The following is a 26,530-nucleotide window of genomic DNA, read 5'->3' as shown; positions in this document are numbered from 1 at the left end:
GAGTCGGCCTCAGCGCCTTCCTCCGTGTGCCCCGACGTTTCCGTCGTTGCGAGCCGCCCATTATAGCTGGCTTTTCCGCTTCGTCAACACCCTTTTTCGAGGTGTTTTGCGTATCGACTAACAGTCGATACCTACCTGGTGGTAGATCACGACCGTTGGTCGTGATGCCCGGAAGACCCGAGGGCCTTTCGTCGAAGCGAGCCGCCTATTATGTCAGGCTTTTCGTTTCCGTCAACACCTTCTTTCGAAGAAGTTGAAGTCCTGTTCCTTCGCGGTTGCCGCCTTGCGGTGGCCCCTGCGTCGGGGGAGGGAAAGTATGTCCCCAACCGCCTCGTTTGTGAAGGGGGTGCATGACTTTTTTTCACGGTTTTGTGCATTCATTCATGCTGGTTCCGCGCCCGAAGGCGCGAAACCCTTGTGCCGCTTAGGCGGCGACCAACAGCACGCGTGCAAAGTTGCGCTTGCCGACCTGCAGCAGGCCCTTGAAACCGGGCACGAACAGCTGCTGGGCGTCGTCCACCACTTCGCCGTCCACCTTCACCGCACGCTCCTTGAGCTTGCGCGAGGCCTCCGAGTTGCTCGGGGTCAGGCCGGCTGCGGTGAGCAATGCACCAATACGCAGGCCTTCCGCGGGAATGGCCACTTCCTGCAGCGGCAACAGGGTCACATCGCCCTGCCCGGTCACGGCAGCATTCCAGCCGGCAATGGCCAGCTCGGCCGCGTCGGCATCGTGGAAACGGGTGGTCAGCTCACGCGCGAGGCGCAGCTTCACCTCACGCGGGTTCAGGGTGCCGGCGGCGACCTGCTCGCGCAGGCTGACCGCTTCGGCCTGGCTGATCTCGAAGGAAAGCAGCTCGATCCAGCGCCACATCAGGTCGTCGCCGATCTTCATGGTCTTGGTCACCATGTCGATCGCCGGTTCGCTGATGCCGATGTAGTTGTTGAGCGACTTGGACATCTTGGCCACGCCGTCCAAGCCTTCCAGCAGCGGCATGGTCAGCACGATCTGCGGCTTCTGCCCGTAGTGCTCCTGCAGGCCACGGCCCATGAGCAGGTTGAACTTCTGGTCGGTACCGCCCAGTTCGACGTCCGCTTCCAGCGCCACCGAGTCGTAGCCCTGCACCAGCGGGTACAGGAACTCGTGCAGGGCGATGGACTGCTGGGCCGCATAGCGCTTGGCGAAGTCGTCGCGCTCGAGCATGCGCGCCACGGTGTGCTGGCCGGCCAGGCGGATCATGTCGGCCGCGCCCATCTTGCCGAACCACTCCGAATTGAAGCGCACTTCGGTCTTTTCCCGGTCCAGCACCTTGAACACCTGCTCCTCATAGGTGCGCGCATTGGCCAGCACGTCGTCCTTGCTGAGCGGCTTGCGGGTCACGTTCTTGCCCGAGGGGTCGCCGATCATGCCGGTGAAGTCGCCGATCAGGAAGATGACCTGGTGGCCGAGGTCCTGGAACTGACGCAGCTTGTTCAGAAGGACCGTATGGCCCAGGTGCAGGTCCGGGGCGGTGGGGTCGAAACCAGCCTTGACCCGCAGCGGGCGGCCGCTTTCCAGCCGCTGGCGCAACTCCTCGATCTTGAGGATTTCATCGGCGCCACGGCCGATCTGGGCAAGGGCTTGTTCAATCGAGGACACGTGCAACTCCCGGCGATGCCTTATTTACATGAATGACGTTAAGTACAAGTTAACCGCAAGCGCTTCACAAAAGCCAATAGGCACAAGGGTTTGACGCGATATTTATACCTGTCTATGTTACCGACGTTTGGGCCCGCGCTCCCGGGCCAGCCAGGAACACACCGACGATGCTGAATACCGATCAAGGCCGCGCGCGCAAGCAGCGCTTCAAGGAACGCCTTCACGTTCTCCACGACACCGCCCTGCATCGGAAGCTTCGACAGCATCTTCCCGCTGCTTTCAATGAGCGCTGGACCCGCCGCCACTGGATGCACGCCAGCCTGTTCGCCACCATCGGCGCCCTGGTGGCCACCATTGTCCCCGGCTTCTCGCACACCATCGAGTCGCCCTACTCGGTCAGCCATTCCACGCTGGCCCTGCCCTTGCCGCCGCTGTCCCAGGAGCGCCTGAAGCAGGTGCCGGGCGACAGCTGGCAGGTACTGCGCGTGCAGCGCGGCCAGACCCTGAGCAACCTGTTCGACGAGGCAGGCATCTCGCCCACGGTGATGCACCAGGTGCTGGAGCACCCCGGTGCGCGCGACGCGCTGACCAAGCTGCGCCCCGGCGCCGAGATCGCCTTCGACCTGCCGCTGAGCGGGGAGCTGCGCACGATCCGCTTCGACCGCGACGCCGATAACCGGGTGGAGCTGTCGCTGAAGGGCGAACAGATCACCGAGAAGGTCAGCAAGCGTGAGAGCTCCACCCGCCGCGTGGTGACCAGCGGCGAGATCACCAGTTCGCTGTACGCGGCGGCGCGCAAGGCCGGGCTGTCGCCGTCGGCCATCGCGACGATGACCGACGAGATCTTCAAGTACGACATCGACTTCTCCAAGGACCTGCAGCCGGGCGACCGCTTCAGCGTGGTGATGGATGAAACCTGGCGCGAAGGCGAGAAGGTGGACACCAGCAAGATCCTGGCGGCGACCTTCACCTCCGGCGGCAAGACCTACAGCGGCTTCCGCTTCGACCGCAACGGCAAGTCCGAGTACTTCGACGTGAGCGGGCGCCCGCTGAAGAAGAGCTTCATCCGCATGCCGATTCCCTTCGCCCGCCTGAGCTCGACGTTCGGGGCGCGCAAGCACCCGGTGCTGGGCAAGATGCGCATGCACAAGGGCGTGGACTACGCCGCGCGCACCGGCACCCCGATCATGGCCGCCGGCGATGCCCGCGTGCAGTTCGCCGGCGTGCAGCGCGGCTACGGCAACGTGGTGATCCTCGACCACGGCCGTGGCCACACCACCCTGTACGGGCACATGTCGCGCTTTGGCAAGATCAAGACCGGCCAGCGCGTGGCGCAGGGCACGGTGATCGGCTACGTGGGCTCGACCGGCCTGGCCACCGGCCCGCACCTGCACTACGAATTCCGCGTCAACGGCGTGCACCGCAACCCGCTGTCGGTGACGATGCCGCCGCCGGAGCCGCTGCAGGGCAGCGAGCTGGTCGCCTTCCGCGCGCAGACCGCGCCGGCGCTGGCCCGCATCCAGGGCATGGAGAAGCTGATCTACGCCGACGCCAGCCCGGCGCCGAAGGCCGACCAGGCCGCTACCACCACGGCCAGCGCGGCCAAGCCGGCCAAGGGCAGCCGCGGCTGATCGCATGCATTGACGGCGGCAACAGGTTGCGCGGAAGCTGCACGCACCCTGTTGAACCGCCTGGCCATGACTTCAGCTGATCCGCATACCCCGCTCTATCTTGGCCTGATGTCCGGCACCAGCGCCGATGGCATCGATGCCGCGCTGGTGCAGTTTCCCGCCGAGGGCGGCTGCCGCTTCGTCGATGGACTCACCCACCCCTGGGACCCCGCCATCCGCGCCGAGCTGGTGGCGCTGGGCGAAGGCGGCGAGCTGGGCTCACTGGATACGCTGGGCCGGATCGATGCGCAGATCGGCATCGCCTTCGCGGCCGCCGCCAACCGCCTGCTGGAACAGGCCGGGGTGAGCCCGGCGCAGGTGCGGGCGATTGGTTCGCATGGGCAGACGGTGCGGCACCGGCCACTGGCCGATCCGGCGTTCACCTGCCAACTGGGCGATGCCAACCGGATTGCCGAGCTGACCGGCATCACCACGGTGGCCGACTTCCGTCGCCGCGACGTGGCCGCCGGTGGGCACGGGGCGCCGCTGATGCCGGCCTTCCACTTGGCGATGCTGGGCACGGCCGATGAGGACCGGGCGGTGTTGAACCTGGGCGGGATCGCCAACCTGACCCTGATTCCGCGCGTGGGCACCCCGCGTGGCTTCGATACCGGGCCGGCCAATGCGCTGATGGATGCGTGGTGCGAGCGGCATACCGGCACGCCGTTCGATGCCGATGGCGCGTTTGCGGCCAGCGGGCAGGTGGATGAGGCGCTGCTGGAGCACTGGCGGGCCGAACCGTGGTTCGCGCTGCCGCCGCCGAAGAGCACCGGGCGCGAGCAGTTTCATCTGGCCTGGGCCGAGGCGGCGATGGCCGGCCGCACCCTGGCGCCGGCGGACGTGCAGGCGACGCTGCTGGAACTGACGGCGGCCACGGTAGCCGACGCGCTGCTGGCCCACCTGCCGGAAGCAACGCGGGTGCTGGTGTGCGGCGGCGGTGTTCGCAACCCGCAGCTGCTGCGCAGACTCAGCGCGCGGTTGCCCGGGGTGGTGGTCGAGTCCAGCGCAGTGCACGGGCTGGACCCGGACTACCTGGAAGCGATGGGGTTTGCGTGGTTGGCGCACCGGACGCTGCAGGGGTTGCCGGGCAACCTGCCCAGCGTGACCGGGGCGCGCGGGCCGCGGATATTGGGCGCCATTCACCCAGCGTGATGGGTGCTGCCTAGAACGCCTTTACGTCCGGCAGCGCCTGCAGGGCTGCAATTGCGTCGGCCAGGGCATTCACTTCGGGGTCGTGGAAGCCGCTGCGGACTTCCAGTTCGCTGGCGAACAGGCCCTGCTCGAGCAGGACCACGCAGGTGTGCTCTCGGGTCCAGCCGCGTGCGACAGCGACCCGCCGGATACGCTCGTTCAGCAGCGGATCGAGATCGCGCAGCACCAGATCAGCCATGTGTATTCCCCCGTTGGCAACGCACCGCCCCCACGGCACAACGGGGTCGATGATGGCCCACTGTACGCCGCGCGGCAACCGCTCGCCTGTTCGGTCAGGCAGCGCTGCGGTCGCGGATGCGGGGCCACAGCCAGACCAGCAGCAGCAGGGTCGGGATGACCGTGGCCGAGCTCAGGATGAAGAAGGTGCTGTACGAGGTCGCCTCGACGATGTACCCCGAGGCGCCACCGACGAACTTGCCGGGCAGGTTGGCCAGCGACACCAGCAGGGCGTACTGGGTTGCGGTGAAGTTCCGGTCGGTCAGCGAAGACATGAACGCTACCAGCACGGTGCCGGCGAAGCCTTGGAACAGGTTGTCGGCACAGAGCGCTGCATAGAAAGCCCAGAGCTGGCCGGGGTTCTGCGCCATCAGCAGGAACGCCAGGTTGGACAGTGCCACGCCGAGCGCGGCCACCAGCAGCATGCGGCGGAAGCCCAACGCCGCCACGGCGATACCGCCGAGGAAGGCGCCACCGATGCCCATCCACACCCCGAACAGCTTGGACACGGTGGCGATGTCGGCCTTGGTGAACCCCGAATCCAGGTAGAACGGACCGGCCATCACGCCGATCACCTGGTCGGGGAACTTGAACAGCCCCACGAATGCCAGCAGTACCACCGCCAGGACCACGCCATTGGTGCTGAAGAAGCTGGCAATCGGCTGCCAGAACGCGCCGAAGAAATCGATCCGGCGCTGGATCCGCACTTCCGGCTGGGCCGGTTCGCGACACACCAGGGTGGTGATGATCGGTAGCAGCATCAGCGATGCCATGGCCAGGTAGGCCACGATCCACCCTTCGAACTGGGCAAGGTACAGCGCACCGGCGCCGGCCAGGATCAGGCCGATGCGGTAACCGAGCGTGTAGGTGGCGGCCAGCGCGGCCTGCGCGCTTTCCGGCGCGATCTCGATCCGATAGGCATCCACCACCGAATCCTGGGTGGCACCGGCGAAGGACGCCACCAGCACCCACAGCACCAGCGGGGTTACGCCAAGCTCGGGACGCACGAAGGCCAGCGCGAACAGGCCGCCGGTAACGCCCAACTGGGAGACCAGCAGCCATGAACGACGGCGGCCGAGGACGCCGATCAGCGGGAAGGCATAGCGATCGATCAGCGGCGCCCAGAGGAACTTGAGCAGGTAGAAGAAGCTGGCCAGGCTGATCAGGCCGATGCTGTGCAGGTCCAGCCCGACATCGCGCAGGCGCGTGGACAGGGTCTGCGAGGCGATGAGCAGGAACGGCAGGCCGCTGCCAAAACCCAGGAAGGCCATGGTCAACGCCGACGGCGTGCCGAAGGCACGCTTGATCCCGGCCCAGCCCTTGTAGCTCACCGGCACTGCCGCTTCACTCATGGGGCGTAGTCCACCGTGAACGGGGCATGGTCGGAGAAGCGTTCATCGCGGTAGATCGCGCAGCCACGCAGGCGATCACGCAGGCCGGGGCTGACGAACTGGTAATCGATGCGCCAGCCGACGTTGTTGGCGCGGGCCGCGCCGCGATTGCTCCACCAGGTGTAATCCTCGCCGGTGGGATGCAGCAGGCGGTAGGCGTCGGTCCAGCCCTGGCCGCCGGCCACGTCCAGCGCCTGGCCGGCATCCACGCACTGGCCGTTGAGCCAGTCGCGCTCGGGCGGCAGGCAGCCGGAGTTCTTCTGGTTGGATTTCCAGTTCTTGATGTCCAGTGCGGAGCGGACGATGTTCCAGTCCCCGCACAGCACGTAGTCGCGGCCGCTGGCCAGCCACTGGGCCAGGATCGGGCGCAGCCACTCCATCACTTCGTACTTGAAGCCCTGGCGCAGGTCGCCCGAGCTGCCGGAGGGGATATAGAAGGACACCACGCTGAGGTTGCCGTAGCGGGCCTCGATGTAGCGGCCTTCGTCGTCGAACGGGGCCCAGCCCAGCGAGGTGATGACCTGGTCGGGCTCACGCTTGCTGTAGATGGCCACGCCGCTGTAGCCCTTCTTGGTGATCGCGTCACGGTAGAAGCAGTGGTGGCCGTCCGGGCGGAACATGGGATCGGTCAGCTGGTCTTCCTGGGCCTTGGTCTCCTGGATGCAGAGCACGTCGGCATCCTGGGCACGGAACCACTCGAGGAAACCCTTGGTGGCGGCGGAACGGATGCCATTGGCGTTGAAACTGATGATGCGCATGCTGACCCGGGTCTGGTACGTAACGGGCAAAGCATACCGGGTTGCCCGGCCCATCGGCTGGCCGGATCCGGCCATTGCAGGGGCCTGCGGCGGCCGGTCGCGAGCCTGAATTGCCGGTCATGCTTTACGATCTGCGCTCCAAGAGAATTGAATAGAGCGTTAGATGAGCGACCACCGTCACCGTTTCCTGCAGCTTGCCCTGACCGCCGATGCGCTGCGTTTTGGCCAGTTCACCCTCAAGTCGGGCCGCCTGAGCCCCTATTTCTTCAATGCCGGCCGCTTCGATTCGGGCGCCAGCATGGTCCAGCTGGCCGCCTGCTACGCCGATGCGGTGGAAGCCACCGGGCTGAAGTTCGACGTGGTGTTCGGCCCGGCCTACAAAGGCATTCCGCTGGCCACCGCCACGGCCTGTGAATTCGCCCAGCGCGGCCGCGACCTGCCCCTGAGCTTCAACCGCAAGGAAGCCAAGACCCACGGTGAAGGCGGCAACCTGATCGGCGCGGACATGAACGGCAAGCGCGTGCTGATCGTGGACGATGTGATCACCGCCGGTACCGCCATCCGCGAGGCGCTGGGCATCATCAAGCAGGCTGGCGGTACCCCGGCCGGCATCGTGGTGGCGCTGGACCGCCAGGAAATCGCCTCGGAAGACGACCGCCGTTCGGCCGCCCAGGCCGTGGCCGAAGAGGCCGGCATTCCGGTGGTGGCCGTGGCCACGCTGGCCGACCTGCTTGATTTTGCCTCCGGAAATCCGGAACTTGTGGGGTACCGGCAGCCGCTGGAGGACTATCGGTCCCGTTACGGCAGCCGTCCTACGCGTTGAGAGCAGGGGGCTCCCATGTCCAGGATTGCCACGTTCACCATCATTGGCCTGTTGCTGGCCGCGCCTGTGCTCACGGCCCAGGCCCAGAGCAAGCACAGCAACACGCCGGCCAAACCGAAGAAGCTGTTCTGCTGGAACGAGGGCAAGGAGCGGATCTGCAGCGATGCCCTGCCCCAGGACGCGGTGAACAGCGCCCGTGAGGAGTTCAGCGTCAACAGCGGCCTGCGCAAGGGCGGGGTGGACCGCACCCTGACCGAGCAGGAGCGCGCCGATGCCGCCGTGGCCGCCGCGCAGCGCCAGCTCGACCAGGCCGCTGAAGATACCCGCCAGCGCACCGAGCAGGCCATGCTGTCCACCTACCAGGACGAGGCCGACCTGCGCCGGGTGTTCGTGGAGCGCACTGGGATCCTGGACAACAACGTGCAGACGGCCAACTACAACGTGGCCAGCCTGCGCAGCGCGCTGGTGACCCTGCTCGGCAGCGCGGGCGACCGCGAACTGGCCGGCCAGCCGGTGGCGCCCAAGCAGGCCGAGGACATCCGCCTGCGCCACGCCGAACTGGTGGCGCAGAAGCACATGCAGGACTCCTACGTGGAGCAGCGCAAGGCGCTGGATGTGGAGATCGAGGAAACCCTGCAGCGGTACCGGTTGTTGAAGGGTGTTTCTACCGACCCGCGCGGGTGAGGTGAAAGCAGCGAAAGGGCGGATGCGCGGGCATCCGCCTTTTTTTTATGCACTTTTTACGGGTTGGGCACGGGGCGGGCGTGGAGCGTTTACGCCGTTGGGGAACACGATGGCGGCCTCCCTTCCCTACTACTGAGAACGCCCCGTGCCTGCCTGGCTTTCCTTCGTGAGCGGCGTGCTGGTGCTCGTTGCCGCCGCCTACCTGCTGTACGTCGTGCTTGCGCCCGAAAAGTTCTGACCGGAGCCGACCATGACCGAGATTCTGTTGATTGTGCTGGCCAGCATCGTGCTGGCCTTTCCGCTTGGGCTGTACCTGGCCCGGGTGATGCGCGGTGGGCCGATGCGCGGCGACGCGCTGTTCGGCTGGATTGAAAAGCCGCTGTACCGCGTGCTGGGGGTGAACCCGGCGCGCGGCATGAGCTGGCGTGGCTATGTGGGCGCGTTCCTGCTCAGCAACCTGGTCATTGCCGTACTGGTGCAGGCGGTCTTCATGACCCAGGCCTGGCTGCCGTTCAACCCCGACCAGATTCCCAACATGCGCTGGGATACGGCGCTGCACACGATGGTGTCGTTCCTGACCAACACCAACCAGCAGCATTACTCCGGCCAGGCGCAACTGTCGTACTTCTCGCAGATGACCGCGATCACCGGCCTGCAGGTGGTCACCCCGATGATGGGGTTGGCGCTGGTGGTGGCCACGCTGCGTGCGTTGTTCGGCACGGCGCCGGAAGGCGATGCCGCCGAACCCGCGCTGCCGGCCGACCGCCGGATCGACGTGGGCAACTACTACGCCGACGTGGTGCGTTCGTGCGTGCGCTTCATGCTGCCGCTGTGCCTGCTGTGGGCGGTGCTGCTGACCAGCCAGGGCGTGCCCTCGACGTTGGCCGGTGGCCCGACCGCCACGCCGATCGATGCGGCCGCGGGCATGGAAACCCAGAAACTGCCGCTGGGCCCGGTCGCGGCGATGGTGGCGGCCAAGCAGCTGGGCGCCAATGGCGGTGGCTGGTACGGCCCCAACAGCAGCATGCCGCTGGAGAACCCGACCCCGCTGTCGAACGCGCTGGAGCTGATCGGCATCCTGCTGATCCCGATCGCGGTGGTGTTCATGCTGGGTGCGTTCACCGGTCGCAAGCGGCTGGCCGCGCTGGTGTTCGGCTGCATGCTGGCGATGTCGAGCGTGTCGATCGCCGCCACGGTGTGGCTGGAAGGCCATTCGGCCACCGCTGCCAGCCCGCTGCTGATGGAAGGCAAGGAAGTGCGCTTCGGTGCCGACGGCACCGCCCTGTGGGCGGCCATCACCACCCAGGTTTCCAACGGCTCGGTCAACGGCATGCATGACTCGCTGAGCCCGCTGGCCGGCGCCGTGCCGATGGTCAACATGTTGATCAACGCGATCTGGGGCGGCATCGGCTGCGGCCTGCAGCAGTTCATCGTGTACCTGCTGCTGGGCGTGTTCCTGGCCGGGCTGATGACCGGGCGCACGCCCGAGCTGCTGGGCCGCAAGCTGGAAACCCCGCAGGTGAAGCTGCTGGCGCTGCTGGTGCTGCTGCAGCCGATCACCATCCTGGCGTTCACCGCGATCACCTTGGCCATTCCGTCGATCACCGGCACCTCCAACCCCGCGTTCCATGGGGTGAGCCAGGTGTTCTACGAGTACGTATCGGCGTTCGCCAACAACGGCTCGGGTTTCGAAGGGCTGGGCGATGCCACCCCGTGGTGGAACCTGAGCTGCACCCTGGTGCTGCTGCTGGGCCGCTACCCGGTGCTGGTGATTCCGTTGATCGTCTGCGCCCAGCTGGCCGCCAAGCGGCGTGCGCCGGAATCGGCCGGCACGCTGCAGATTGAAACCCCGACCTTCGCGCTGACCCTGATCGCGCTGATCGTCATCCTGACCGTATTGCAGTTCATGCCGGCGCTGGTGCTGGGCCCGGTTGCCGACCACCTGTCGCTGACGCTGCGCTGAGACGTGAAACCATGAGTACCTATCCCTTGAATGCAGCTCCTTCCCGCCGCCCGCGCCTGCTCGATGCAGCCGGCCTGCGCCGGGCTTTGCGCGATGCGGTGATCAAACTGTCGCCGCGCCACCTGATGCACAGCCCGGTGATGGCGGTGGTGATGGTGGGCACGCTGGTGAGCCTGCTGGTCACGCTCACCGGCAACGCGCCGCTGGGCTTCGGCCTGGTGGTGACCGCGATCCTGCTGTTGACCGTGCTGTTCGGCAACTTCGCCGAAGCGGTGGCCGAGGCGCGCGGCCGCGGCCAGGCCGCCTCGCTGCGGCGTGCCCGCCAGGACCTGAGCGCGCGCCGGCTGGCCGCCGCCCATGCCGGGGCCAGCGAAACCCAGGTGCCGGCCGCCGAGCTGCGCCCGGGCGACCACGTGATCGTCAGTGCCGGCGAGCTGGTGCCGGCCGATGGCGAGATCGTGCAGGGCCTTGCGACCATCAACGAAGCGGCGGTGACCGGTGAATCGGCACCGGTGCTGCGCGAGGCGGGTACCGACCGCAGCGGCGTGATCGGTGGCACCAAGGTGCTGTCGGACCAGATCATCGTTAAGATCACCGCCGAGCCGGGCCACAGCTTCCTGGACCGGATGATCGCGCTGGTGGAAGGCGCCAACCGGCAGAAGACGCCGAACGAAGTGGCGCTGACCCTGCTGCTGGCCGCGATGACGCTGACCTTCCTGGTGGTGGTGGCAACACTGCCCGCCATCGGCGCCTTCGTCGGGGTCAAGGTCGACCCGCTGCTGCTGATCGCGCTGCTGGTGTGCCTGATTCCGACCACCATCGGCGGGCTGCTGCCGGCCATCGGCATCGCCGGCATGAACCGTGCGCTGGCGGCCAACATCCTGGCCAAATCGGGCAAGGCGGTGGAAGTAGCCGGCGACGTGGACGTGCTGCTGCTGGACAAGACCGGCACCATCACCCACGGCGACCGCCAGGCGACCCACTTCCATGCGCTGGCCGGCATTGAAGCGACGCAGCTTCGAGAAGCGGCGCTGCTGTCGTCGCTGGCCGACCCGACCCCGGAAGGCAAGTCGGTGGTGCGGCTGGCACGCGAGCAGGGCTGCACCACCGCTGAGCCCGACCGCGCGGACTACCTCGCTTTCAGCGCACAGACCCGCATGTCCGGCGTGGACCTGGACGGTGGCCGGCGCATCCGCAAGGGCGCGGCCGATGCGATCACTGCATATGTCCGCGAGCTGGGCGGCACCGTGCCGGCCGAGCTGGCCGGGCGTGTGGAACAGGTGGCACGCAACGGCGCCACCCCGCTGGTGGTGTGCGAAGGCCGCCACGTGCTGGGCGTTATCGAGCTGAGTGACGTGGTCAAGCACGGCATGCGCGAGAAGTTCGCGCAGCTGCGCGCGATGGGCATCCGCACGGTGATGATCACCGGCGACAACCCGCTTACCGCCGCGGCGATTGCGGCCGAAGCCGGCGTGGACGATTACATCGCCGAAGCGCGCCCGGAAGACAAGCTGGCCCGCATCCGCGCCGAACAGGCCGGTGGCCGGCTGGTGGCGATGGTGGGCGACGGCACCAACGACGCACCCGCACTGGCCCAGGCCGACATCGGCCTGGCGATGAACTCGGGCACGCAGGCGGCCAAGGAAGCCGGCAACATGGTGGACCTGGATTCGGACCCGACCAAGCTGCTGGCGGTGGTGGAAGTGGGCAAGCAGCAGTTGATCACGCGCGGTGCGCTGACCACGTTCTCGCTGGCCAACGACGTCTCCAAGTACTTCGCGATCCTGCCGGCGCTGTTCGCCGCCACCCTGCCGGCCATGGCCACGTTGAACGTGATGCACCTCTCCAGCCCGCGCAACGCGGTGCTGGCGGCGCTGATCTTCAACGCCCTGGTGATTCCGGCCCTGATTCCGCTCGCCCTGCGTGGCGTGCGCTTCCGCCCGGCCACGGCCACCGCGCTGCTGCGCCGGAACATGCTGGTGTACGGGCTGGGCGGCGTGCTGCTGCCGTTCGCGGCCATCAAGCTGATCGACCTCCTCCTCTTCTCGGTATTTGGCGCATGAACCGCTCCGCTGCTGCTTCGCTTTCCCGCCCGGCGCGTGCGCGCGCCGCCACTCCGGTGTCATTGCAGCACACCGGTGCGCTGCGTCCGGCCATCGGCCTGGGCGTGGCCAGCCTGCTGCTGCTCGGCCTGGCGTATGCCGTGGCCACCACCGGCATCAGTGCCGCGTTGTTCCCCGTGCAGGCCGAAGGCAGCCTGCTGCTGGACAACCACCAGGTGCGCGGCTCGCGCCTGGTGGCCCAGCCGTTCGTGGGCGACGGCTACTTCCAGACGCGCCCGTCGGCGGCCAACTACGACCCGATGGCCGCCGCCGGCAGCAACCTGGCGCGCAGCAACCCTGCCCTGCAGGAACGCGTCGCCGAGGCGACCCGGGCCGTGGCAGCGCGCGAAGGCATTGCCGTGGACGACGTGCCCGGTGATCTTGTGACCCAGTCCGGCGCGGGCATGGACCCCGAGCTGTCGCCGGCTGCGGCTGCGGTGCAGGTCAAGCGCGTGGCGGGCAACCGCGGCCTCAGCGTGGAACAGGTGCAGGCGCTGGTGAAGGCGCATACGCAGGGCCCGCAATGGGGCGTGTTCGGGCAGCCCCGGGTGAACGTGATGACCTTGAACATGGCGCTGGATGAAGGCCGACCGGTGCACAATCCCTACCCATGACCGACTCCCGCACCCGACAGGCCGACGCACTGGTGGAGAGCCTGCAGCGCGAGGCCGGCGGCAAGCTCACCGTGTTCCTGGGCGCCGCCCCCGGCGTGGGCAAGACCTACAGCATGCTCGGCCGTGCGCACGAGCAGCTGCGCCGAGGCGTGGACGTGGTGGTGGGGCTGGTGGAAACCCACGGCCGCGCCGAGACCTCGGCGCTGCTGGAGGGCCTGCCGCAGGTGCCGCTGCTGCAGCGCGAGTACCAGCAGCATGCGCTGCAGGAAATGGACCTGGATGCAGTGCTGGCGCGGCGCCCGGCGCTGGTGCTGGTGGATGAGCTCGCCCACCGCAACGTGCCGGGCAGCCGCCACGAGCGGCGCTGGCAGGATGTGATGGAGCTGCTGGACGCCGGCATCGACGTCTGGACCACGCTCAACATCCAGCACCTGGAAAGCCTCAACGATGTGGTGATGCGTATCACCGGGGTGCGGGTCAGCGAGACCGTGCCCGATGCGGTGCTGGACCGCCTGCACGATATCGTGCTGGTGGACCTGCCGCCGCGCGAACTGATCGAGCGCCTGCAGCAGGGCAAGGTGTACGTGCCCGAACAAGCCGCGCAGGCGCTGCAGGCGTTCTTCTCGCCCGCCAACCTGACCGCGCTGCGCGAGCTGGCGATGCAGGAGGCGGCCGACCGGGTCGACAACAGCCTGCGTGAAACCCGCGCCGCGCGCGGGGAAGGCAACCTGCCGCTGCGCCGGCGGGTGCTGGTGGCGATCGATGGCGGCGGCCAGAGCGAGTACCTGGTGCGCGTGGGCCGGCGCATTGCCGAGCGCCGCGATGCGCCCTGGACCGTAGTGACCGTGCAGCGCCGCCGCGAAGACGACAGCACCCGCCGCGAGATCGACGCGGCCTTCGCACTGGCGCGGCGGCTGGGCGGCGAGGCCGAGCTGCTGCATGGGCCCAGCATTGCCGATGCGCTGCTCGACCACGCCGCGCACAACAGCGTGTCCACCCTGGTGCTGGGCCGCACCCGCGAACGGCCGTTCGCACGCATGCTCAACCGCACGCTGACCCAGCAGTTGATCCAGCGCGGCGCGCACTTTGAAATCACCATCATCGGCACCCCGCAGGCGCGCGCGCGTGCGCGCCGCCATGGGTTGTCGATGCCCACGCTGAGCACCGGCCGCGACACCGTGCTGGCGCTGGTGGCCACTGCGCTGGCCTGCCTGGTGGCGCTGGTGGCCGAACGATGGGTGGGGCTGTACGACCTGTCGATGGTGTTCATCGTGGCGGTGGTGGTGGTGGCCGCGCGCAGCCGTACCAGTGCGGCGGTGATGGCCGCGGCACTGTGTTTCCTGGCCTACAACTTCTTCTTCATCGCCCCGCGCTTCACCTTCGCGATCAGCGCGCGCCAGGGCGTGATCACGGTGTTCCTGTTCCTGGTGGCGGCGCTGGTGGCCGGGCGGTTGGCCTCGCGCCTGCGCATGCAGGTGGTGGCGCTGCGCGCGGCCAACCGGCATGCGAACGCGCGCCAGGTACTGGGGGGCCAGCTGACCCGTGCCCCCAACAACGAAGCGGTGGCGCAGGCTGGACGCGAGGCGCTGGAACAGGCACTGGATGCGCCCGCCTGGTTGCGCATCGGTGCCGACACCAGCACCAGCGGCAGTGCTGCGCCGGGCGACACCGATCTGGCCGCGGCCGACTGGGCGCACCGCCACGGCCAGCCCAGCGGCCGCTTCACCGACACGCTGGCCGGCGCGGAGTGGTGGTTCCTGCCCCTGCTGGATGGCGACGAGCGCGCCATCGGCGTGGCCGGCATGCGCTTCCCGCGCACTGCGCCGCGCTTGACCCCGGAACAGCGCCAGCTGGCCGAAGCGATGGTGGATGACATCGCGCAGGCCGCGCTGCGCACGCGGCTGGTGGCCGATCTGGAAAAGGCGCACGTGAGCAACGAAACCGAGCGGCTGCGGTCGGCACTGCTGTCGTCGGTCTCGCACGACCTGCGTTCGCCGCTGGCGGCGATGATCGGCTCGGCCGACAGCCTGTCCAATTATGCCGAGGCGATGGATGCCAGCGACCGCCGCGCACTGCTGGATACCATCCTGGTGGAAGGTGAGCGGCTGGACCGCTACATCCAGAACCTGCTGGACATGACCCGGCTGGGCCACGAAGGGCTGAAGATCAACCGCGACTGGATCGGCGTGGACGAGCTGGTGGGCTCGGCCGCGCGCCGCCTGCAGCGCTACCAGCCCGACGTACGCCTGCAGCTGGACATTCCCAGCACGCTGGGGCCGATCTGGGTGCACCCGGCGCTGGTGGAACAGGCGGTGTTCAACGTGATGGAGAATGCAGCGAAATTCTCCCCGCCCGGCGCGGCGGTGGAGGTACAGGCGCGGCTGGTGGACGGTGAGCTGCGCATCGATGTGCTCGACGCCGGCCCCGGCATTCCCGATGACGAACGCGCGCGCATCTTCGACATGTTCTACAGCGTGGAGCGCGGCGACCGCGGCCGGCATGGCACCGGGCTGGGCCTGACCATCACCCAGGGCATGGTCGGTGCGCACGGCGGCAGCGTGCAGGCGCTGCCGGGCCGCGACGGACGCGGTACCCTGATCCGCATCACGCTCCCCCTGCTGCAACCCCACCCTGCCGATGACCCCGACGATTCCTGACCCTTCCCATGGCGTGCCACCGGCGCGCGTGCTGGTGATTGACGATGAAGCGCAGATCCGCCGCTTCCTCGACATCAGCCTGCGCGCGCAGGGTTACCGGGTGCTGCAGGCCGCGACCGGGCAGGCGGGGCTGGAGCAGCTGGTGGGCGAAGGCGCCGACCTGGTCATCCTGGACATCGGCCTGCCGGACATGGAAGGCCACCAGGTGCTGGCCGAGCTGCGCCAGTGGAGCCAGGTGCCGGTGATCATGCTCACCGTGCGCGCCAGCGAAACCGAGAAGGTGCTGGCGCTGGACAACGGCGCCAACGACTACGTGACCAAGCCGTTCGGCACCCAGGAGTTGATGGCGCGGGTGCGTGCGCTGCTGCGCACGCGCACGGTATCGGCCGATGGGGTGTTGCCGCATTTCGATGATGGCCACCTGCATATCGACCTGGTGCGCCGCGAAGTGCACCTGGACGGCGCGCCCGTGGCGCTGACCCGCAAGGAATACGCGTTGCTGTCGCTGCTGCTGCGCAACGCCGGCCGGGTGGTGACCCAGCCGCAGATCCTGGCGGAGATCTGGGGACCGACCCACCAGCACGACACGCACTACCTGCGCATCCTGGTGGGCAAGCTGCGGCACAAGCTGGGTGATTCGGCGCTGGACTCGCGCTACCTGTTCACCGAGCCGGGCGTGGGTTTGCGGTTCAAAGGGTAGCCGGGGTGCGCGTTGTATCGACCAACGGTCGATACCTACCGGCGATGTCGGCGTTGGCTGCCGACCTGCAGGGGATATCGGCGTTGGCTGCCGACCTGCAGGGTAGGTACCGACCGTTGGTCGGTACGCTTTTCTAGAAGCCCAGTTCCACGCCCGGCAGCAGCGGCTGCAGCTGTTCGCGGAACAGGGTCTTGATGCGCTCCAGCGCGGCCTCGTCGTTCCCTTCGAAACGCAGCACCAGTACCGGGGTGGTGTTGGAGGCGCGCAGAAGGCCCCAGCCATCCGGGAAGTCCGCCCGCAGGCCATCGATGGTGGACAGGCGCGCGCCGGCGAACGGCGAATCCTCCACCTGCGCGGCCGACACGAACATCGACACCAGCGCGTGCGGGGTACCCGACTCCACCGGCACCTTCAGCTCCGGCGTGGATACGCTGTCGGGCAGCTCCTCAAGCACTTCCGACGGGGTTTCTTCGCGCTGGGCCAGGATTTCCAGCAGGCGCGAGGCGGCATATAACCCATCATCGAAGCCGAACCAGCGCTCCTTGAAGAAGAAGTGACCGCTCATCTCACCGGCCAGCTCGGCATCGGTTTCGCGCATCTTGGCCTTGATCAGCGAATGCCCGGTCTTCCACATCATCGGGCTGCCACCGTTGCGAAGCACGTAATCGGACAGCTTGCCGCTGCACTTCACGTCGTAGATCACCAGCGCGCCGGGATTGCGCTGCAGCACATCGGCCGCGAACAGCATCAGCAGGCGGTCGGCGTAGATGATCCTGCCTTCGCGGGTAACCACGCCCAAACGGTCGCCGTCGCCATCGAAGGCCAGGCCGATATCCGCATCGAAGCGCTTCACGGTCTGGATGAGGTCTTCCAGGTTGTCCGGGTCGCTCGGGTCGGGGTGGTGGTTGGGGAAGGTGCCATCCACATCGCAGTACAGCGGAATGACTTCGGCACCAATGGCTTCCAGCAGCGGCTGGGCCAGTTCGCCGGCCACGCCGTTGCCGGCATCGGCCACCACCTTGATCGGGCGGTCCAGCTGCACGTCATCGGCAATGCGCTGGATGTAATCGGCGTTGACGTCGCGCTGCTGCAGGCTGCCCGGTTCGGCGGCCACGTGCAGCTGGCCATCGCGGATGCGCTGGTACAGCTCGGTGATGGCATCGCCGGAGAGGGTCTCGCCGCCGACCACGATCTTGAAGCCGTTGTAGTCAGGCGGGTTGTGGCTGCCGGTGACGGCAACGCAGCTGCCGGCGCGCAGGTGGTAGCTGGCGAAGTACACCACCGGGGTGGGCGCCAGGCCGATGTCGGTGACATCGCAGCCGGCGCGGCGCAGGCCTTCGATCAGGCTGGCGCTCAGTTCCGGGCCGGACAGGCGGCCATCACGGCCCACCACGATGTCGCGCAGCCCCTGCACCTGCAGCACCGAGCCGATGGCCTGGCCGATCAGCACCGCCACCTGCGGGGTGAGCTCGCGACCGATCACGCCGCGGATGTCATAGGCGCGGAAGATGCCTTCCGGCACCTCATGGCCCGGGCCGGTGGGCAGCGGCGGCGGTGCCACGCCCGAACCGGCGGCCGGGGCCGGCTCCAGCAGCGGCTCCTGTACCAGGCTTTCGCGCAGGGTCGGGCCGTGGTCGGCCTCGCTGGCGGCGGCACGGCGGCGCGGCAGGGGCACGCGGCCCTTGCCGAACTGCAGCATGCCGGCGATGGCCAGCAGCAGCAGCGCGACGATGATGGACGGAATCGCGCCCAGGCCCAGCGGACCCGGTTCGATGTCAGGCACGGCGGCCGCCAGGCGCAGGCCGGTCTTGCCGATCGGACGGGCCAGGCCTTCCGCCGCCTGGGACAGGCTGCTGTCGCCCTGCTCAATGATGTTGTGGGTGCCCTGGCGCAGCGCCAGGTAGCCAGCGGATGGCACGCGCACCTGGTCGAAGGTGCCGGTCAGGCGCAGCAACGGCTGGCGTACATAGATCACGGCCGGGCCCGTGGTGCCCAGCTGCACCGGCACGGCAAGGCCCAGGCGCTGGCCACCGGCGTCGCGCACCACGCGCGCCACCACGGTATCGCCGGCGATGGCGGACTCCAGCAGGCCCAGGCGGGCGTACCCGAAGGCCTTGGGATCGGCATAGGCCTGGTCCAGGTCGGCGGTGAGCACCTGCACGTCTTCGGTGCCCGGCCAGCCTTCACGCACGGCCAGTGCGGTGGCATCGGCATCGCCGGCGGCCAGCGCGGTACTGACCCGTTCGCTTTTCACCAGGGTGCCCAGCTGGCTGCTCTGCCCTTTGAGTGCAGCGTCCACGCCCTGCACGATCTGGTCGCGGGACTGTTCCAGCGCCTGCCCTACCGAGGCCTGCCGCCATTGCCGCACTCCGCTCCAGGCAAACCACAGCGCCAGCAGGGTCAGCAACCCCACCAGCAACAGCCCGTTACGCTTGCTTGTCAATCGCGGCTGTCCTTCCGCCGTTGCCTTGCTCATTGATGTTCCCCCTGTCAGCGCACCCCGGTATGGCCGAATCCACCCGTTCCCCTGGCGCTGTCGGTGAAAGTATCCACTACCTGCAGGCCGACGCGTGCAATCGGCAGCACAACCAACTGTGCAATACGGTCACCGGGTTGCAGCGTGAAGGCCTCGCGGCCGCGGTTCCAGGCGCTGATCAGCAGCGGGCCCTGGTAATCGGCGTCGATCAGGCCGGTGCCGTTGCCCAGCACGATGCCGTGGCGGTGGCCCAGCCCGGAGCGCGGCAGCACTACCGCGCACAGGTTCGGATCTTCGATGTGGATGGCGATACCGCTGGGAATCAGCGCCGTATCCCCCGGCTGCAGGGTGAGCTCGGTTTCCAGCGCGGCGCGCAGGTCCATGCCGGCGCTGGCTTCGGTGGCGTAGGCCGGCAGCGGCCAGGTATCACCGAAGCGGGGATCGAGCAGCTTCACCTGCAACGCGTGCAGGGACGGGGCTTGGGTCATGCGTGCAACCTCTGGGCAATCAGGGACAACAGTTGTTCGGCCAGCAGCGCCTTGGTCGTACCGGGGAACACCTGCTCCCCGCCCTGCCAATAGGCGGTGGCTGCATTCTCATCGCTTTCGAAGCCGCCGTTTGTGATGCCCACCTGATTGGCGATCACCAGGTCCAGCCGCTTGTCGACCAGCTTGCCGCGCGCGTACTTCTCCACATCGTGGGTTTCGGCGGCAAAGCCGACCACCAGCTTGAGCGCGTTGGTCTGCTGGGCCACCTCGGCCAGGATGTCCTGGGTGCGCACCAGCTCCAGCGTGAGGGTCTGGGTGCCGGCGGTCTTCTTCAGCTTCTGCGGGGCCACCTGGCGGGGGGTGTAATCGGAGACGGCGGCGGCGCCTATATAGATGTCGGCCGGCAGCGCATCCAGCACGGCGCTGCGCATCTGCGCCGCCGAGCGCACGTCCACCCGCTGCACCCCGGCCGGGGTGGCCAGGTGCACCGGGCCGCTGACCAGCACCACCTGCGCGCCCTGGCGCACGGCGGCGGCGGCCAGCGCGTAGCCCATCTTGCCGCTGCTGCGGTTGCCCACGTAGCGCACCGGGTCCAGGTCTTCATAGGTGGGGCCGGCGCTGATCACCACGCGCAGGCCTTTCAGTTCCTGGGGGGATTCGGGCGCATCGGCCGGGCCCTGCAGGGCGGCCAGCGCGGCCACGATGGCGTGCGGTTCGGTCAGCCGGCCGGGACCGGATTCACCTTCGGCCAGCGGGCCGTCTTCCGGGCCGACCACCTGCGCGCCGCGTTCGCGCAGCAGGCTGATGTTGGCCTGGGTGGCCGGGTGCAGCCACATGCGGTGGTTCATCGCCGGGCACACGGTGAGCGGCGCGGTGGTGGCCAGGCACAGGGTGGTGACCAGGTCATCGGCATGTCCGTTGGCCAGCCGAGCCAGCAGATCGGCCGTGGCCGGTGCGACGATGACGCGGTCGGCCCAGCGGGCCAGCTCGATGTGGCCCATGGCCTGTTCGGCCGCGCTGTCCCACAGGGTGGTGCGGGTGGGCTGGCCGGACAGGGCCTGGAAGCTCAGCGGGGTAACGAACTGCTGGGCCCCGGCGGTCATGGCGACCTGCACCTGGGCCCCGGCGTCGCGCAGGCGGCGCACCAGTTCCAACGACTTGTAGGCCGCGATGCCGCCACCCACGCACAACAACAGCTTCTGGCCTGCCAGCGGGCGCGCCTGCGCCGGGGAAGCCTGGGGGGAGTCAGCCACCTGCGAATTTCCTGTCGAACCGAGGCGATTAGCTTACCCGATGGGCTGTGCGGGGCTGATGCCCCAGGGGCATAAGGAGTGGGTTTTTGGTCATGAAGGCTTGGCGGGTGCCTCTCGTGGGGCGGCCTGCCCTTGCGGTATGCGAACATCCTGCGCTTGCGACCTACCGGCGGACGGGGAATTACTCCGGCAGGTCAGCTCTGAAGCGTGACAAGGGAAAATCACGATGCCTGTTGAAGAAATTGCAGGAAGCCTGCTCGGCGGCATTGGCAGGTTCATTGCCTGGATGTTCGTTGACCTGCTGTTCCATACCGTCATATTGGGCACCGGCTATATGGTCCTGAGCGTGCTGGCGCCGAATAAGGCGCGTTCGGAGAATGCCTGTGCTGCTGCCGGCCTGATCACCTGGGCTCTGATTGCGCTGACCGTGTTCGGAATCTATCGCGCCACACTGGCATAGCCGTCCAGGCAAGTTGACAACTTGTCCAGTGCATCGCGCGTTGCGGTTGTTAGCATTGAATGCAGTAGATCAAGGATCGTGAACTGCCTGTGGCCACCTCGTCTTCCCCTGTTGTATTGGACACCCCCCTTACCTGCGAGGACGCGTTCGCGGAGATCGAACGACACGTTCGCGCCGGCGTGCATCCCGACCGCATCCGGTTGGGCAATAACGAGCGCGCCCTGTATTGGGTGTGCAACAGCAGCCTGCTTCACCATGACGGTCCGGACGAGGCCACGATTGTCGGGCGCATCGAGGCGCACCTGGCGCTGATCTCCCTGCTGCTGGCCAAGGGTGCGGATCCCAACAAGGCAGCCGGACGTGGCGCCACACCCCTCTCGACCACCTGCCGGGACTTCATCTTCAGCCCGGCCGCGTGGGCGGTGGAGAAACTGCGGCTTCTCCTCGCCGCCGGCGCGAACCCGCGCCTGACCAAAGATTCGCCGATCTGCACCGTGCTTGGCCTGCGCGACATGCGCGGCGAAGTGTGGAACTCGGCGTTTGATGCGGATGCAGACCCGGCGGAGATGGGCTACATCTTCGAGGCCATCGACGCGCTGCTGCAGGCCGGCGCCAGCATGGAAGCCATGGACCACCGGCACATGTACACACCGCTGTTGATCGGCGCGTACCTGGGCAGTGTGCCGCTGCTGCGGTTCCTCGCCGAGCGCGGCGCCAACGTACACGTGGTCAATCCCGCCGGTTCCAACGCGCTGATGTATGCGGCGGGCGATGTGGACGGACTGAAAGCCAGCCGCGGTGGCATCTCCACCACATGGCACCGGATGGGCGACCCGGTGGCCGTTGCCCGCCTGTTGATCGAATGGGGTCTGGATCCGGCCGCTGCCAACGATCGCGGCCGCACGCCGCTCACGCTGGCGTTGAACGCCGGCAATGTTGACGTGGCTGCGGTGGTGGCAGAAGCCCTTGCGGGACACGGCAAACTTCTGAAAGCGGATGTGCGCCGGTTCAAAGGTACGGAGGTGGAGGCGCAGGTGGCAGCACTGGCCACCAGCGGCCGCACAAGCAAGCCGCCCAGGACGCAGACGAAGCCGGCGGGTGCCGCGCAAGCCGCTTCATGGGACCGCGCACGCCAGGAGATGAACCACCCTGATGCATGGCAACGCCCTGCTTGGTTCTGCGCCTATAACAAAGCATTGTTCGAACACATGGCCAGCGGCAGCCACCCGGCCATTCCCGTAAACCTGCTGTACGCCGATTACACCGACGCGCTACGCGCGCTGCACCTGTCGAAGACCAAGGACTGGATCAGCCGCAGCGGGGTGGTGACGGTGAAGCCGGACATCGTGACCTGGGACAGCCTGCGTATCAGCTATTCGCAGCTTGATGGAGATGACCTGGTCTGCCGAGAGGAGATCGTCATGCCGATGTCTCCCGAGCAGCAGCCCAGCATCGAAGCGGTGGTGGGAGCCGTTGGGCAGTTAGGCGCCCGGCACTTGAAAATTGGCGTTTGACCCAACTAGATGGTTTCGCACGTCGCAAGATCGCAACGCTCGTCCCCCCAGAGAATGAGACTCCAAACAAATGAACGAACGCCCTATTCCGGAGGCCGCTCTGGCGGATGAGCATTCAGTCGAGATGCTGAGAGTCTGGATCGCCGCAAAAGGGCTTCACTGTTCCTTGAAAGTTGGGATGTACAAGGAAGGGAAGACATCATTGGAAGAAAACGCCTGGGGCACCATCTTGGCAGACGTTGCACGTCACATTGCTGCCGCTCTGGAGGATGGATATGGCGTGGATCCTGAGGAGTCACTTCGCCTCATCAGGGCCAAGTTCGATGCTGAGCTCGGTGCCTCGCCACCGCGCATGACAGGCGGCTTTGTGCAAAAGCAGTGACGCCTCGCCCCTCCTTATGCCCCCCCCCTTCGCGCCCGCATCAGCATTCAATGCGCCGGGCCCGTATATCATGAGGCCTCGAACGCAGCCTTCGGCTCCCTTGCACCTTGCAGGGGCATCAACTCGGGATCATGGCGGGATGAGTTCCAGTATCGACTACAAAGTCTTAGCGTCGTGGTGCCAAGATGCCATTTCGATCCTGGCCAGTACCGGTGTGCCAGATAAGATTGTTGGCATGCAACGGACCGCAGTCGTAAAGCTCGCTGGATCGCCCGCTCTGTACTCAATTGCCGACAGCCTGGCAGAGGGACTCAGCCACCTCCCTGACGAGGAGCGGGTGGATGCCAGTAAAGTGCTGATCGAACGGCATGGCTTCGATTTCAACTTGTTTGTCGACAGGAATATGAGGAAGGTCTGTGCAGTATTGAGGCGTGGATCAATCAAGAATGATTCAGAGTTCAGAGTACTGGCCGACTTTTCCAGTGACACCACACACGACAGAATGATAGTTGACTTGGCAGACGGCCTCCTTGCCAGCTACCAGACGTCGAAGCGTGCATCTGAAGACTCCGACTTGTTGCGTATCGCCAAACAGATGGCTGCGTTAAGCCCCCTGGTGTCGCTGATCGACTCACAGGCAGCCGAGGAAATCCTTGCGGCTGCAGGAAAGGTTCACACAGAGAATAGTGAGTCAGTTCATTGGTGGACGGCGCTTCGAAGCGCAGAGACCATCCACTATGGAGATGACGTAGCTGCATGGGAGAATATCCTCTCCCAGAAGATAGGGGAGATGGACGGGAATTCATTGTTCGTTGCCATAACGGATGATGAGCAAGGACCATGGCCGGTGTTGCGGCTCGCCGACAAGCTCATCCTTGTTGAGCTCATCCAGAGCCTGCACTACTTCGAGTACATGGCCTTTCAGGAGGACGGGCGCAGACTTCTGTTTGATACCCACCACAACACAATCGTGTTCTTTTCAGCTCATACTCTCTAGAGGCGGCCCATGACGAACGATCTGGAGTCGCAAGCCGATCTGCAAGCGGTGCTGGGCCAAGTCCTCGAAGCCGCCTGTCTCGAGAACGATGTTTGTGAGAGAGCGATGCTCGCACTTGCCTTCTGCGACCTCCTCAGCCCCCGCCTTGACCACGATCAGAGGTCGGCTGTTAAAGCCGCTCGCGAGTTCTGGACGTTTCAGCGTTCCGAAGCCCGTGACAGTTGGCTCAAAGCCTACTCCTCCAAGCTGGACAGCCAAGGTCGGCTGGACACGGTGGATCGCATTGTCTGGAGTGCGCTGACGGCCCCAGACGGCCTCAGCTCCTACATGGGCGAGTTCCTCGTCGGACTCGCGTTCGAAGCAGGATTGAGCAGGAGCGCTGTGCTACAAGCGCTTTCAAGTAGCGTACCGGGATTTGGCGACGCGTGGAAACACCGAACACACGGCACATTCTGATCATTCTCCCGTGATACGCCAAACGACCGCGATGTGTGTCAATCTGTCAGCGACCTATAGGGCTCGTAGCCGCCTCTATGCCATCTTGATGCCTTCGATGATCTCCCTTCCGATGCTCGGGTTGACGGCGCTTCCAGCCACCGAGGGAGAGTCTTGATGTTGCCAGCATCCAGATACGTCGAAGTGCTTCGTCACCACTACGCAGAAGCATGGAAGGGAACGATGCGGGACACTGAGTTCCCGACCAGCCCACACTCCAGGCTTTCACCGCTATTCGAAATCCTCAGCCTGCCGCCGGGTTCCGGTCGTGACATGTGGACCTACGCAACGGTAGGCATGTCCGAAGGGATGCGTAACCCAATCGAGCTTCATATGTTGAGTTTGAGTGCCAGTGCTGAAGTCCCAGAGTTGTTGGCGGCAGTTGCCAGCTATCACCGGGAAATCGGAGGCATGCGACTAGGCGACACGGTCGACTTTGGCAAGCCGTGGATCGGTGAATCGCCGTGTGATCACGGCCTTGTGTCACTTCCCTATATCGACGGGCCCACCACTGAGATTGCTGATCTTGGCAACGGGGCCAGAATCAGCTGCTACTGGCTTCTTCCAGTCACCAGATCCGAGGTTGATTTCAAGAAGGAGAATGGCCTGGACGCGTTGGAGACGTTGTTCGAGGCATCCCTGTTCGACTATCTTGAACCGCTTCGGAGGCCAGTGGTGTAGCACACGGCACTGTAGGGAACTCGCGGGGCGGTGCATCGCGGAATGGCCGCTGGCCCGCTGGACTGGGGCATGACTCGCGGCAGCCTCCGTCAGCTCGAAATCGCCATTGTTGTTGAGGGGATGATGAATGAGTAGTGGCCCAGCCACGACGAAGCTGCTGGAACTCAGCTCGCCAGCCCTGTCGCCTGGCGGTACGGAGATGATGCGGGAAGCCTGCGCGCGGCTTGGCGGCGTACCCAAGGAGTTGGCGGACATTCTGGGCGAGAAGAACGGCTTTTACGCGTTCGAATCCGCACTGCATTTCTTCCCAGTCAACGACTCTGCTTCGAGCGTGGGACTTGATGCCTGGAATAGTGATTCCGGCTGGCGTGTGGAGTATGGCGAACTCGCCAGCAGTTGCCTGTTCTTCGCAGAGGATGTCTTTGGCGGTCAATTCTGCTTAAAGGATGGCAAGGTTTGGCAATTTGATCCTGAGACCGGAGAGTTGACCTTGCTTGGCGAATCGCTTGAGGAATGGGCGGCTGCCGTGCTTGGTGACTTCGCGTTTCTGACTGGCCATCCGGTTGCAAGGGAATGGCAACTGCTCCACGGGCCTCTGCCTGCGAAGATGCGTCTGGTGCCCAAGGTTCCGTTCGTGCTTGGCGGGCCGTTCTCCGTTTCCAATTTGTCGCCCATGGACTCGGAGCGGGCCATGAGGGTGCGTGGAAATCTTGCCAGACAGATCAGCAACCTTCCCGATGGCGAGAAGATTCACCTCGTGACTGGGGAAGGTCTCTAGGCTGATCGTCGGTTGTCCGGCTCAACCACGGTTCTCCCCGATTGGCCGCGCGACCGCTCTCCAATGTCGCTGACTGCGCGCACCGCGATGCTGGTTCCGACAGCTCCAAATTTGGTGTTCAGTACCAAGATGCCAGCGGAGCTACCATTAAGTCTTACAACTTCCTGCTGGATCAGAACGGGACTCCTTGATGGCCACGAGATTTTTTTTATTGGTCTTGTTGCTTGGTATCGGATCTGCGTGCGCTTCACCGAAACCAAAGCAACAAACGCAAAAGCTCATTCAGGCCACTATCGTGGAGCGATCAGCTATCCCGCCCGTTAGCGGCTACCTGCGCACCTATGTGGGGTTCAAGGTTAAGGCAGATAGTTCTGAGCTTGATTTTTTCTATCCGTATTTTGAAGAGGGCAAACGCTTGCCTGGGGTCGGCGATGTCTGTGATCTCGCATATCACACGGAGTCAGTTGATGGCCATGTTGGAAACATCGCCATCAACGTCACGGGTGCGAAAGTGGTTGACAGTTTTGAATGCGAATCAAAGGGGACGGAGATGGTTGATTTCCACCCATAACGCACAAGG

25 protein-coding genes are annotated in these 26,530 nt (G+C 66.0%); 18 read left to right on the top strand and 7 right to left on the bottom strand.

What is annotated here, in order from left to right:
- Positions 1–424: 424 nt before the first annotated feature.
- Complete coding sequence (gene tyrS / locus AC06E7_RS08690; protein ID WP_478064176.1) at positions 425–1,636, bottom strand: tyrosine--tRNA ligase; 1,212 nt, start codon at positions 1,634–1,636, stop codon at positions 425–427.
- Between the two features lie 167 nt (positions 1,637–1,803).
- Between tyrS and AC06E7_RS08685 the strand changes: the two genes are divergently transcribed.
- Together AC06E7_RS08685 and AC06E7_RS08680 are read left to right on the top strand one after the other, a co-directional pair.
- A complete protein-coding gene (locus tag AC06E7_RS08685; RefSeq protein ID WP_184126091.1) occupies positions 1,804–3,267 on the top strand; it encodes a M23 family metallopeptidase in 1,464 nt (487 codons plus the stop codon).
- 66 nt (positions 3,268–3,333) lie between these two features.
- The gene (locus AC06E7_RS08680) at positions 3,334–4,458 is read left to right on the top strand and encodes an anhydro-N-acetylmuramic acid kinase (protein WP_478064174.1); all 1,125 of its coding nucleotides are present in this window, start codon (positions 3,334–3,336) and stop codon (positions 4,456–4,458) included.
- 10 nt (positions 4,459–4,468) lie between these two features.
- Here the strand turns inward: AC06E7_RS08680 and AC06E7_RS08675 are convergent, their stop codons facing one another.
- From AC06E7_RS08675 to AC06E7_RS08665, 3 genes are all read right to left on the bottom strand, one after another.
- Positions 4,469–4,696 carry a hypothetical protein gene (locus tag AC06E7_RS08675; protein ID WP_095362623.1) on the bottom strand — a complete coding sequence of 76 codons (228 nt, stop codon included), beginning with the start codon at positions 4,694–4,696 and terminating at the stop codon, positions 4,469–4,471.
- A gap of 94 nt (positions 4,697–4,790) precedes the next feature.
- Positions 4,791–6,086 (bottom strand): AmpG family muropeptide MFS transporter, encoded by a 1,296-nt coding sequence (locus AC06E7_RS08670; protein WP_478064173.1) that lies wholly within the window; start codon positions 6,084–6,086, stop codon positions 4,791–4,793.
- On the bottom strand, positions 6,083–6,883 hold the full coding sequence (locus tag AC06E7_RS08665; protein WP_478064171.1) for an exodeoxyribonuclease III: 801 nt from the start codon (positions 6,881–6,883) through the stop codon (positions 6,083–6,085). Before AC06E7_RS08665 ends, AC06E7_RS08670 begins: the two co-directional genes overlap by 4 nt.
- A 163-nt stretch (positions 6,884–7,046) precedes the next feature.
- Between AC06E7_RS08665 and pyrE the strand changes: the two genes are divergently transcribed.
- The 8 genes from pyrE to AC06E7_RS08625 all read left to right on the top strand — a co-directional run bounded on the left by pyrE (position 7,047) and on the right by AC06E7_RS08625 (position 16,426).
- A complete protein-coding gene (gene pyrE / locus AC06E7_RS08660) occupies positions 7,047–7,706 on the top strand; it encodes an orotate phosphoribosyltransferase (protein WP_068848718.1) in 660 nt (219 codons plus the stop codon).
- 15 nt (positions 7,707–7,721) lie between these two features.
- Entirely contained in the window at positions 7,722–8,390 is a 669-nt protein-coding gene (locus tag AC06E7_RS08655; protein WP_478064169.1) for a hypothetical protein, read from the top strand.
- Between the two features lie 145 nt (positions 8,391–8,535).
- Entirely contained in the window at positions 8,536–8,628 is a 93-nt protein-coding gene (locus AC06E7_RS08650; RefSeq protein WP_068848713.1) for a potassium-transporting ATPase subunit F, read from the top strand.
- 12 nt (positions 8,629–8,640) lie between these two features.
- Positions 8,641–10,353 carry a potassium-transporting ATPase subunit KdpA gene (kdpA, locus tag AC06E7_RS08645; protein WP_478064167.1) on the top strand — a complete coding sequence of 571 codons (1,713 nt, stop codon included), beginning with the start codon at positions 8,641–8,643 and terminating at the stop codon, positions 10,351–10,353.
- A gap of 11 nt (positions 10,354–10,364) precedes the next feature.
- Positions 10,365–12,416 carry a potassium-transporting ATPase subunit KdpB gene (gene kdpB, locus AC06E7_RS08640; protein ID WP_478064165.1) on the top strand — a complete coding sequence of 684 codons (2,052 nt, stop codon included), beginning with the start codon at positions 10,365–10,367 and terminating at the stop codon, positions 12,414–12,416.
- Positions 12,413–13,069: a potassium-transporting ATPase subunit KdpC gene (gene kdpC / locus AC06E7_RS08635; RefSeq protein ID WP_478064163.1), complete on the top strand. Its 657-nt coding sequence runs from the start codon at positions 12,413–12,415 to the stop codon at positions 13,067–13,069. The genes kdpB and kdpC overlap by 4 nt, the downstream gene beginning before the upstream one ends.
- Positions 13,066–15,726, top strand: a complete 2,661-nt coding sequence (locus AC06E7_RS08630; RefSeq protein WP_478064161.1) for an ATP-binding protein — start codon at positions 13,066–13,068, stop codon at positions 15,724–15,726. Before kdpC ends, AC06E7_RS08630 begins: the two co-directional genes overlap by 4 nt.
- Complete coding sequence (locus AC06E7_RS08625) at positions 15,707–16,426, top strand: response regulator transcription factor (protein ID WP_068848703.1); 720 nt, start codon at positions 15,707–15,709, stop codon at positions 16,424–16,426. The genes AC06E7_RS08630 and AC06E7_RS08625 overlap by 20 nt, the downstream gene beginning before the upstream one ends.
- Before the next feature lie 133 nt (positions 16,427–16,559).
- Here the strand turns inward: AC06E7_RS08625 and AC06E7_RS08620 are convergent, their stop codons facing one another.
- The 3 genes from AC06E7_RS08620 to coaBC are packed head-to-tail and all read right to left on the bottom strand — an operon-like array spanning position 16,560 to position 20,643.
- Entirely contained in the window at positions 16,560–18,902 is a 2,343-nt protein-coding gene (locus tag AC06E7_RS08620; RefSeq protein ID WP_478064158.1) for a phosphomannomutase/phosphoglucomutase, read from the bottom strand.
- A gap of 14 nt (positions 18,903–18,916) precedes the next feature.
- Positions 18,917–19,390: a dUTP diphosphatase gene (gene dut, locus AC06E7_RS08615; RefSeq protein ID WP_093532951.1), complete on the bottom strand. Its 474-nt coding sequence runs from the start codon at positions 19,388–19,390 to the stop codon at positions 18,917–18,919.
- Positions 19,387–20,643, bottom strand: a complete 1,257-nt coding sequence (gene coaBC / locus AC06E7_RS08610) for a bifunctional phosphopantothenoylcysteine decarboxylase/phosphopantothenate--cysteine ligase CoaBC (RefSeq protein ID WP_095362615.1) — start codon at positions 20,641–20,643, stop codon at positions 19,387–19,389. Before coaBC ends, dut begins: the two co-directional genes overlap by 4 nt.
- Positions 20,644–20,869: 226 nt before the next feature.
- Between coaBC and AC06E7_RS08605 the strand changes: the two genes are divergently transcribed.
- From AC06E7_RS08605 to AC06E7_RS08570, 8 genes are all read left to right on the top strand, one after another.
- A complete protein-coding gene (locus tag AC06E7_RS08605) occupies positions 20,870–21,103 on the top strand; it encodes a hypothetical protein (RefSeq protein WP_478064157.1) in 234 nt (77 codons plus the stop codon).
- An 89-nt stretch (positions 21,104–21,192) separates the two neighbouring features.
- Positions 21,193–22,617, top strand: a complete 1,425-nt coding sequence (locus AC06E7_RS08600) for an ankyrin repeat domain-containing protein (RefSeq protein WP_478064155.1) — start codon at positions 21,193–21,195, stop codon at positions 22,615–22,617.
- A gap of 70 nt (positions 22,618–22,687) precedes the next feature.
- A complete protein-coding gene (locus AC06E7_RS08595) occupies positions 22,688–22,999 on the top strand; it encodes a DUF5076 domain-containing protein (RefSeq protein WP_068848692.1) in 312 nt (103 codons plus the stop codon).
- Positions 23,000–23,138: 139 nt separating this feature from the next.
- Entirely contained in the window at positions 23,139–23,996 is an 858-nt protein-coding gene (locus AC06E7_RS08590) for a hypothetical protein (RefSeq protein ID WP_478064153.1), read from the top strand.
- A 9-nt stretch (positions 23,997–24,005) separates the two neighbouring features.
- A complete protein-coding gene (locus AC06E7_RS08585; RefSeq protein WP_320458460.1) occupies positions 24,006–24,452 on the top strand; it encodes a hypothetical protein in 447 nt (148 codons plus the stop codon).
- A 156-nt stretch (positions 24,453–24,608) separates the two neighbouring features.
- Positions 24,609–25,172, top strand: coding sequence for a suppressor of fused domain protein (locus tag AC06E7_RS08580; RefSeq protein ID WP_478064151.1), 564 nt, complete (start codon positions 24,609–24,611; stop codon positions 25,170–25,172).
- 127 nt (positions 25,173–25,299) lie between these two features.
- Entirely contained in the window at positions 25,300–25,950 is a 651-nt protein-coding gene (locus tag AC06E7_RS08575) for an SMI1/KNR4 family protein (RefSeq protein WP_478064149.1), read from the top strand.
- Between the two features lie 190 nt (positions 25,951–26,140).
- Positions 26,141–26,521, top strand: a complete 381-nt coding sequence (locus tag AC06E7_RS08570) for a hypothetical protein (RefSeq protein WP_478064147.1) — start codon at positions 26,141–26,143, stop codon at positions 26,519–26,521.
- Positions 26,522–26,530: the final 9 nt, after the last annotated feature.

This window comes from Stenotrophomonas sp. Steno-Z4, from assembly GCF_056393145.1.
The sequence above is the reverse complement of the archived record's forward strand: the minus strand, read 5'-3'. Positions and strand labels throughout refer to the sequence as shown.

Excerpts from the sequence above, each read along its gene's own strand:
- AC06E7_RS08685 (WP_184126091.1), top strand. The coding sequence starts at position 1,804 with ATGCTGAATACCGATCAAGGCCGCGCGCGCAAGCAGCGCTTCAAGGAA.
- AC06E7_RS08680 (WP_478064174.1), top strand. The coding sequence starts at position 3,334 with ATGACTTCAGCTGATCCGCATACCCCGCTCTATCTTGGCCTGATGTCC.
- AC06E7_RS08675 (WP_095362623.1), bottom strand. The coding sequence starts at position 4,696 with ATGGCTGATCTGGTGCTGCGCGATCTCGATCCGCTGCTGAACGAGCGT.
- AC06E7_RS08670 (WP_478064173.1), bottom strand. The coding sequence starts at position 6,086 with ATGAGTGAAGCGGCAGTGCCGGTGAGCTACAAGGGCTGGGCCGGGATC.
- AC06E7_RS08665 (WP_478064171.1), bottom strand. The coding sequence starts at position 6,883 with ATGCGCATCATCAGTTTCAACGCCAATGGCATCCGTTCCGCCGCCACC.
- pyrE (WP_068848718.1), top strand. The coding sequence starts at position 7,047 with ATGAGCGACCACCGTCACCGTTTCCTGCAGCTTGCCCTGACCGCCGAT.
- AC06E7_RS08655 (WP_478064169.1), top strand. The coding sequence starts at position 7,722 with ATGTCCAGGATTGCCACGTTCACCATCATTGGCCTGTTGCTGGCCGCG.
- kdpA (WP_478064167.1), top strand. The coding sequence starts at position 8,641 with ATGACCGAGATTCTGTTGATTGTGCTGGCCAGCATCGTGCTGGCCTTT.
- kdpB (WP_478064165.1), top strand. The coding sequence starts at position 10,365 with ATGAGTACCTATCCCTTGAATGCAGCTCCTTCCCGCCGCCCGCGCCTG.
- kdpC (WP_478064163.1), top strand. The coding sequence starts at position 12,413 with ATGAACCGCTCCGCTGCTGCTTCGCTTTCCCGCCCGGCGCGTGCGCGC.
- AC06E7_RS08630 (WP_478064161.1), top strand. The coding sequence starts at position 13,066 with ATGACCGACTCCCGCACCCGACAGGCCGACGCACTGGTGGAGAGCCTG.
- AC06E7_RS08625 (WP_068848703.1), top strand. The coding sequence starts at position 15,707 with ATGACCCCGACGATTCCTGACCCTTCCCATGGCGTGCCACCGGCGCGC.
- AC06E7_RS08620 (WP_478064158.1), bottom strand. The coding sequence starts at position 18,902 with ATGAGCAAGGCAACGGCGGAAGGACAGCCGCGATTGACAAGCAAGCGT.
- dut (WP_093532951.1), bottom strand. The coding sequence starts at position 19,390 with ATGACCCAAGCCCCGTCCCTGCACGCGTTGCAGGTGAAGCTGCTCGAT.
- AC06E7_RS08605 (WP_478064157.1), top strand. The coding sequence starts at position 20,870 with ATGCCTGTTGAAGAAATTGCAGGAAGCCTGCTCGGCGGCATTGGCAGG.
- AC06E7_RS08595 (WP_068848692.1), top strand. The coding sequence starts at position 22,688 with ATGAACGAACGCCCTATTCCGGAGGCCGCTCTGGCGGATGAGCATTCA.
- AC06E7_RS08590 (WP_478064153.1), top strand. The coding sequence starts at position 23,139 with ATGAGTTCCAGTATCGACTACAAAGTCTTAGCGTCGTGGTGCCAAGAT.
- AC06E7_RS08585 (WP_320458460.1), top strand. The coding sequence starts at position 24,006 with ATGACGAACGATCTGGAGTCGCAAGCCGATCTGCAAGCGGTGCTGGGC.
- AC06E7_RS08580 (WP_478064151.1), top strand. The coding sequence starts at position 24,609 with ATGTTGCCAGCATCCAGATACGTCGAAGTGCTTCGTCACCACTACGCA.
- AC06E7_RS08575 (WP_478064149.1), top strand. The coding sequence starts at position 25,300 with ATGAGTAGTGGCCCAGCCACGACGAAGCTGCTGGAACTCAGCTCGCCA.
- AC06E7_RS08570 (WP_478064147.1), top strand. The coding sequence starts at position 26,141 with ATGGCCACGAGATTTTTTTTATTGGTCTTGTTGCTTGGTATCGGATCT.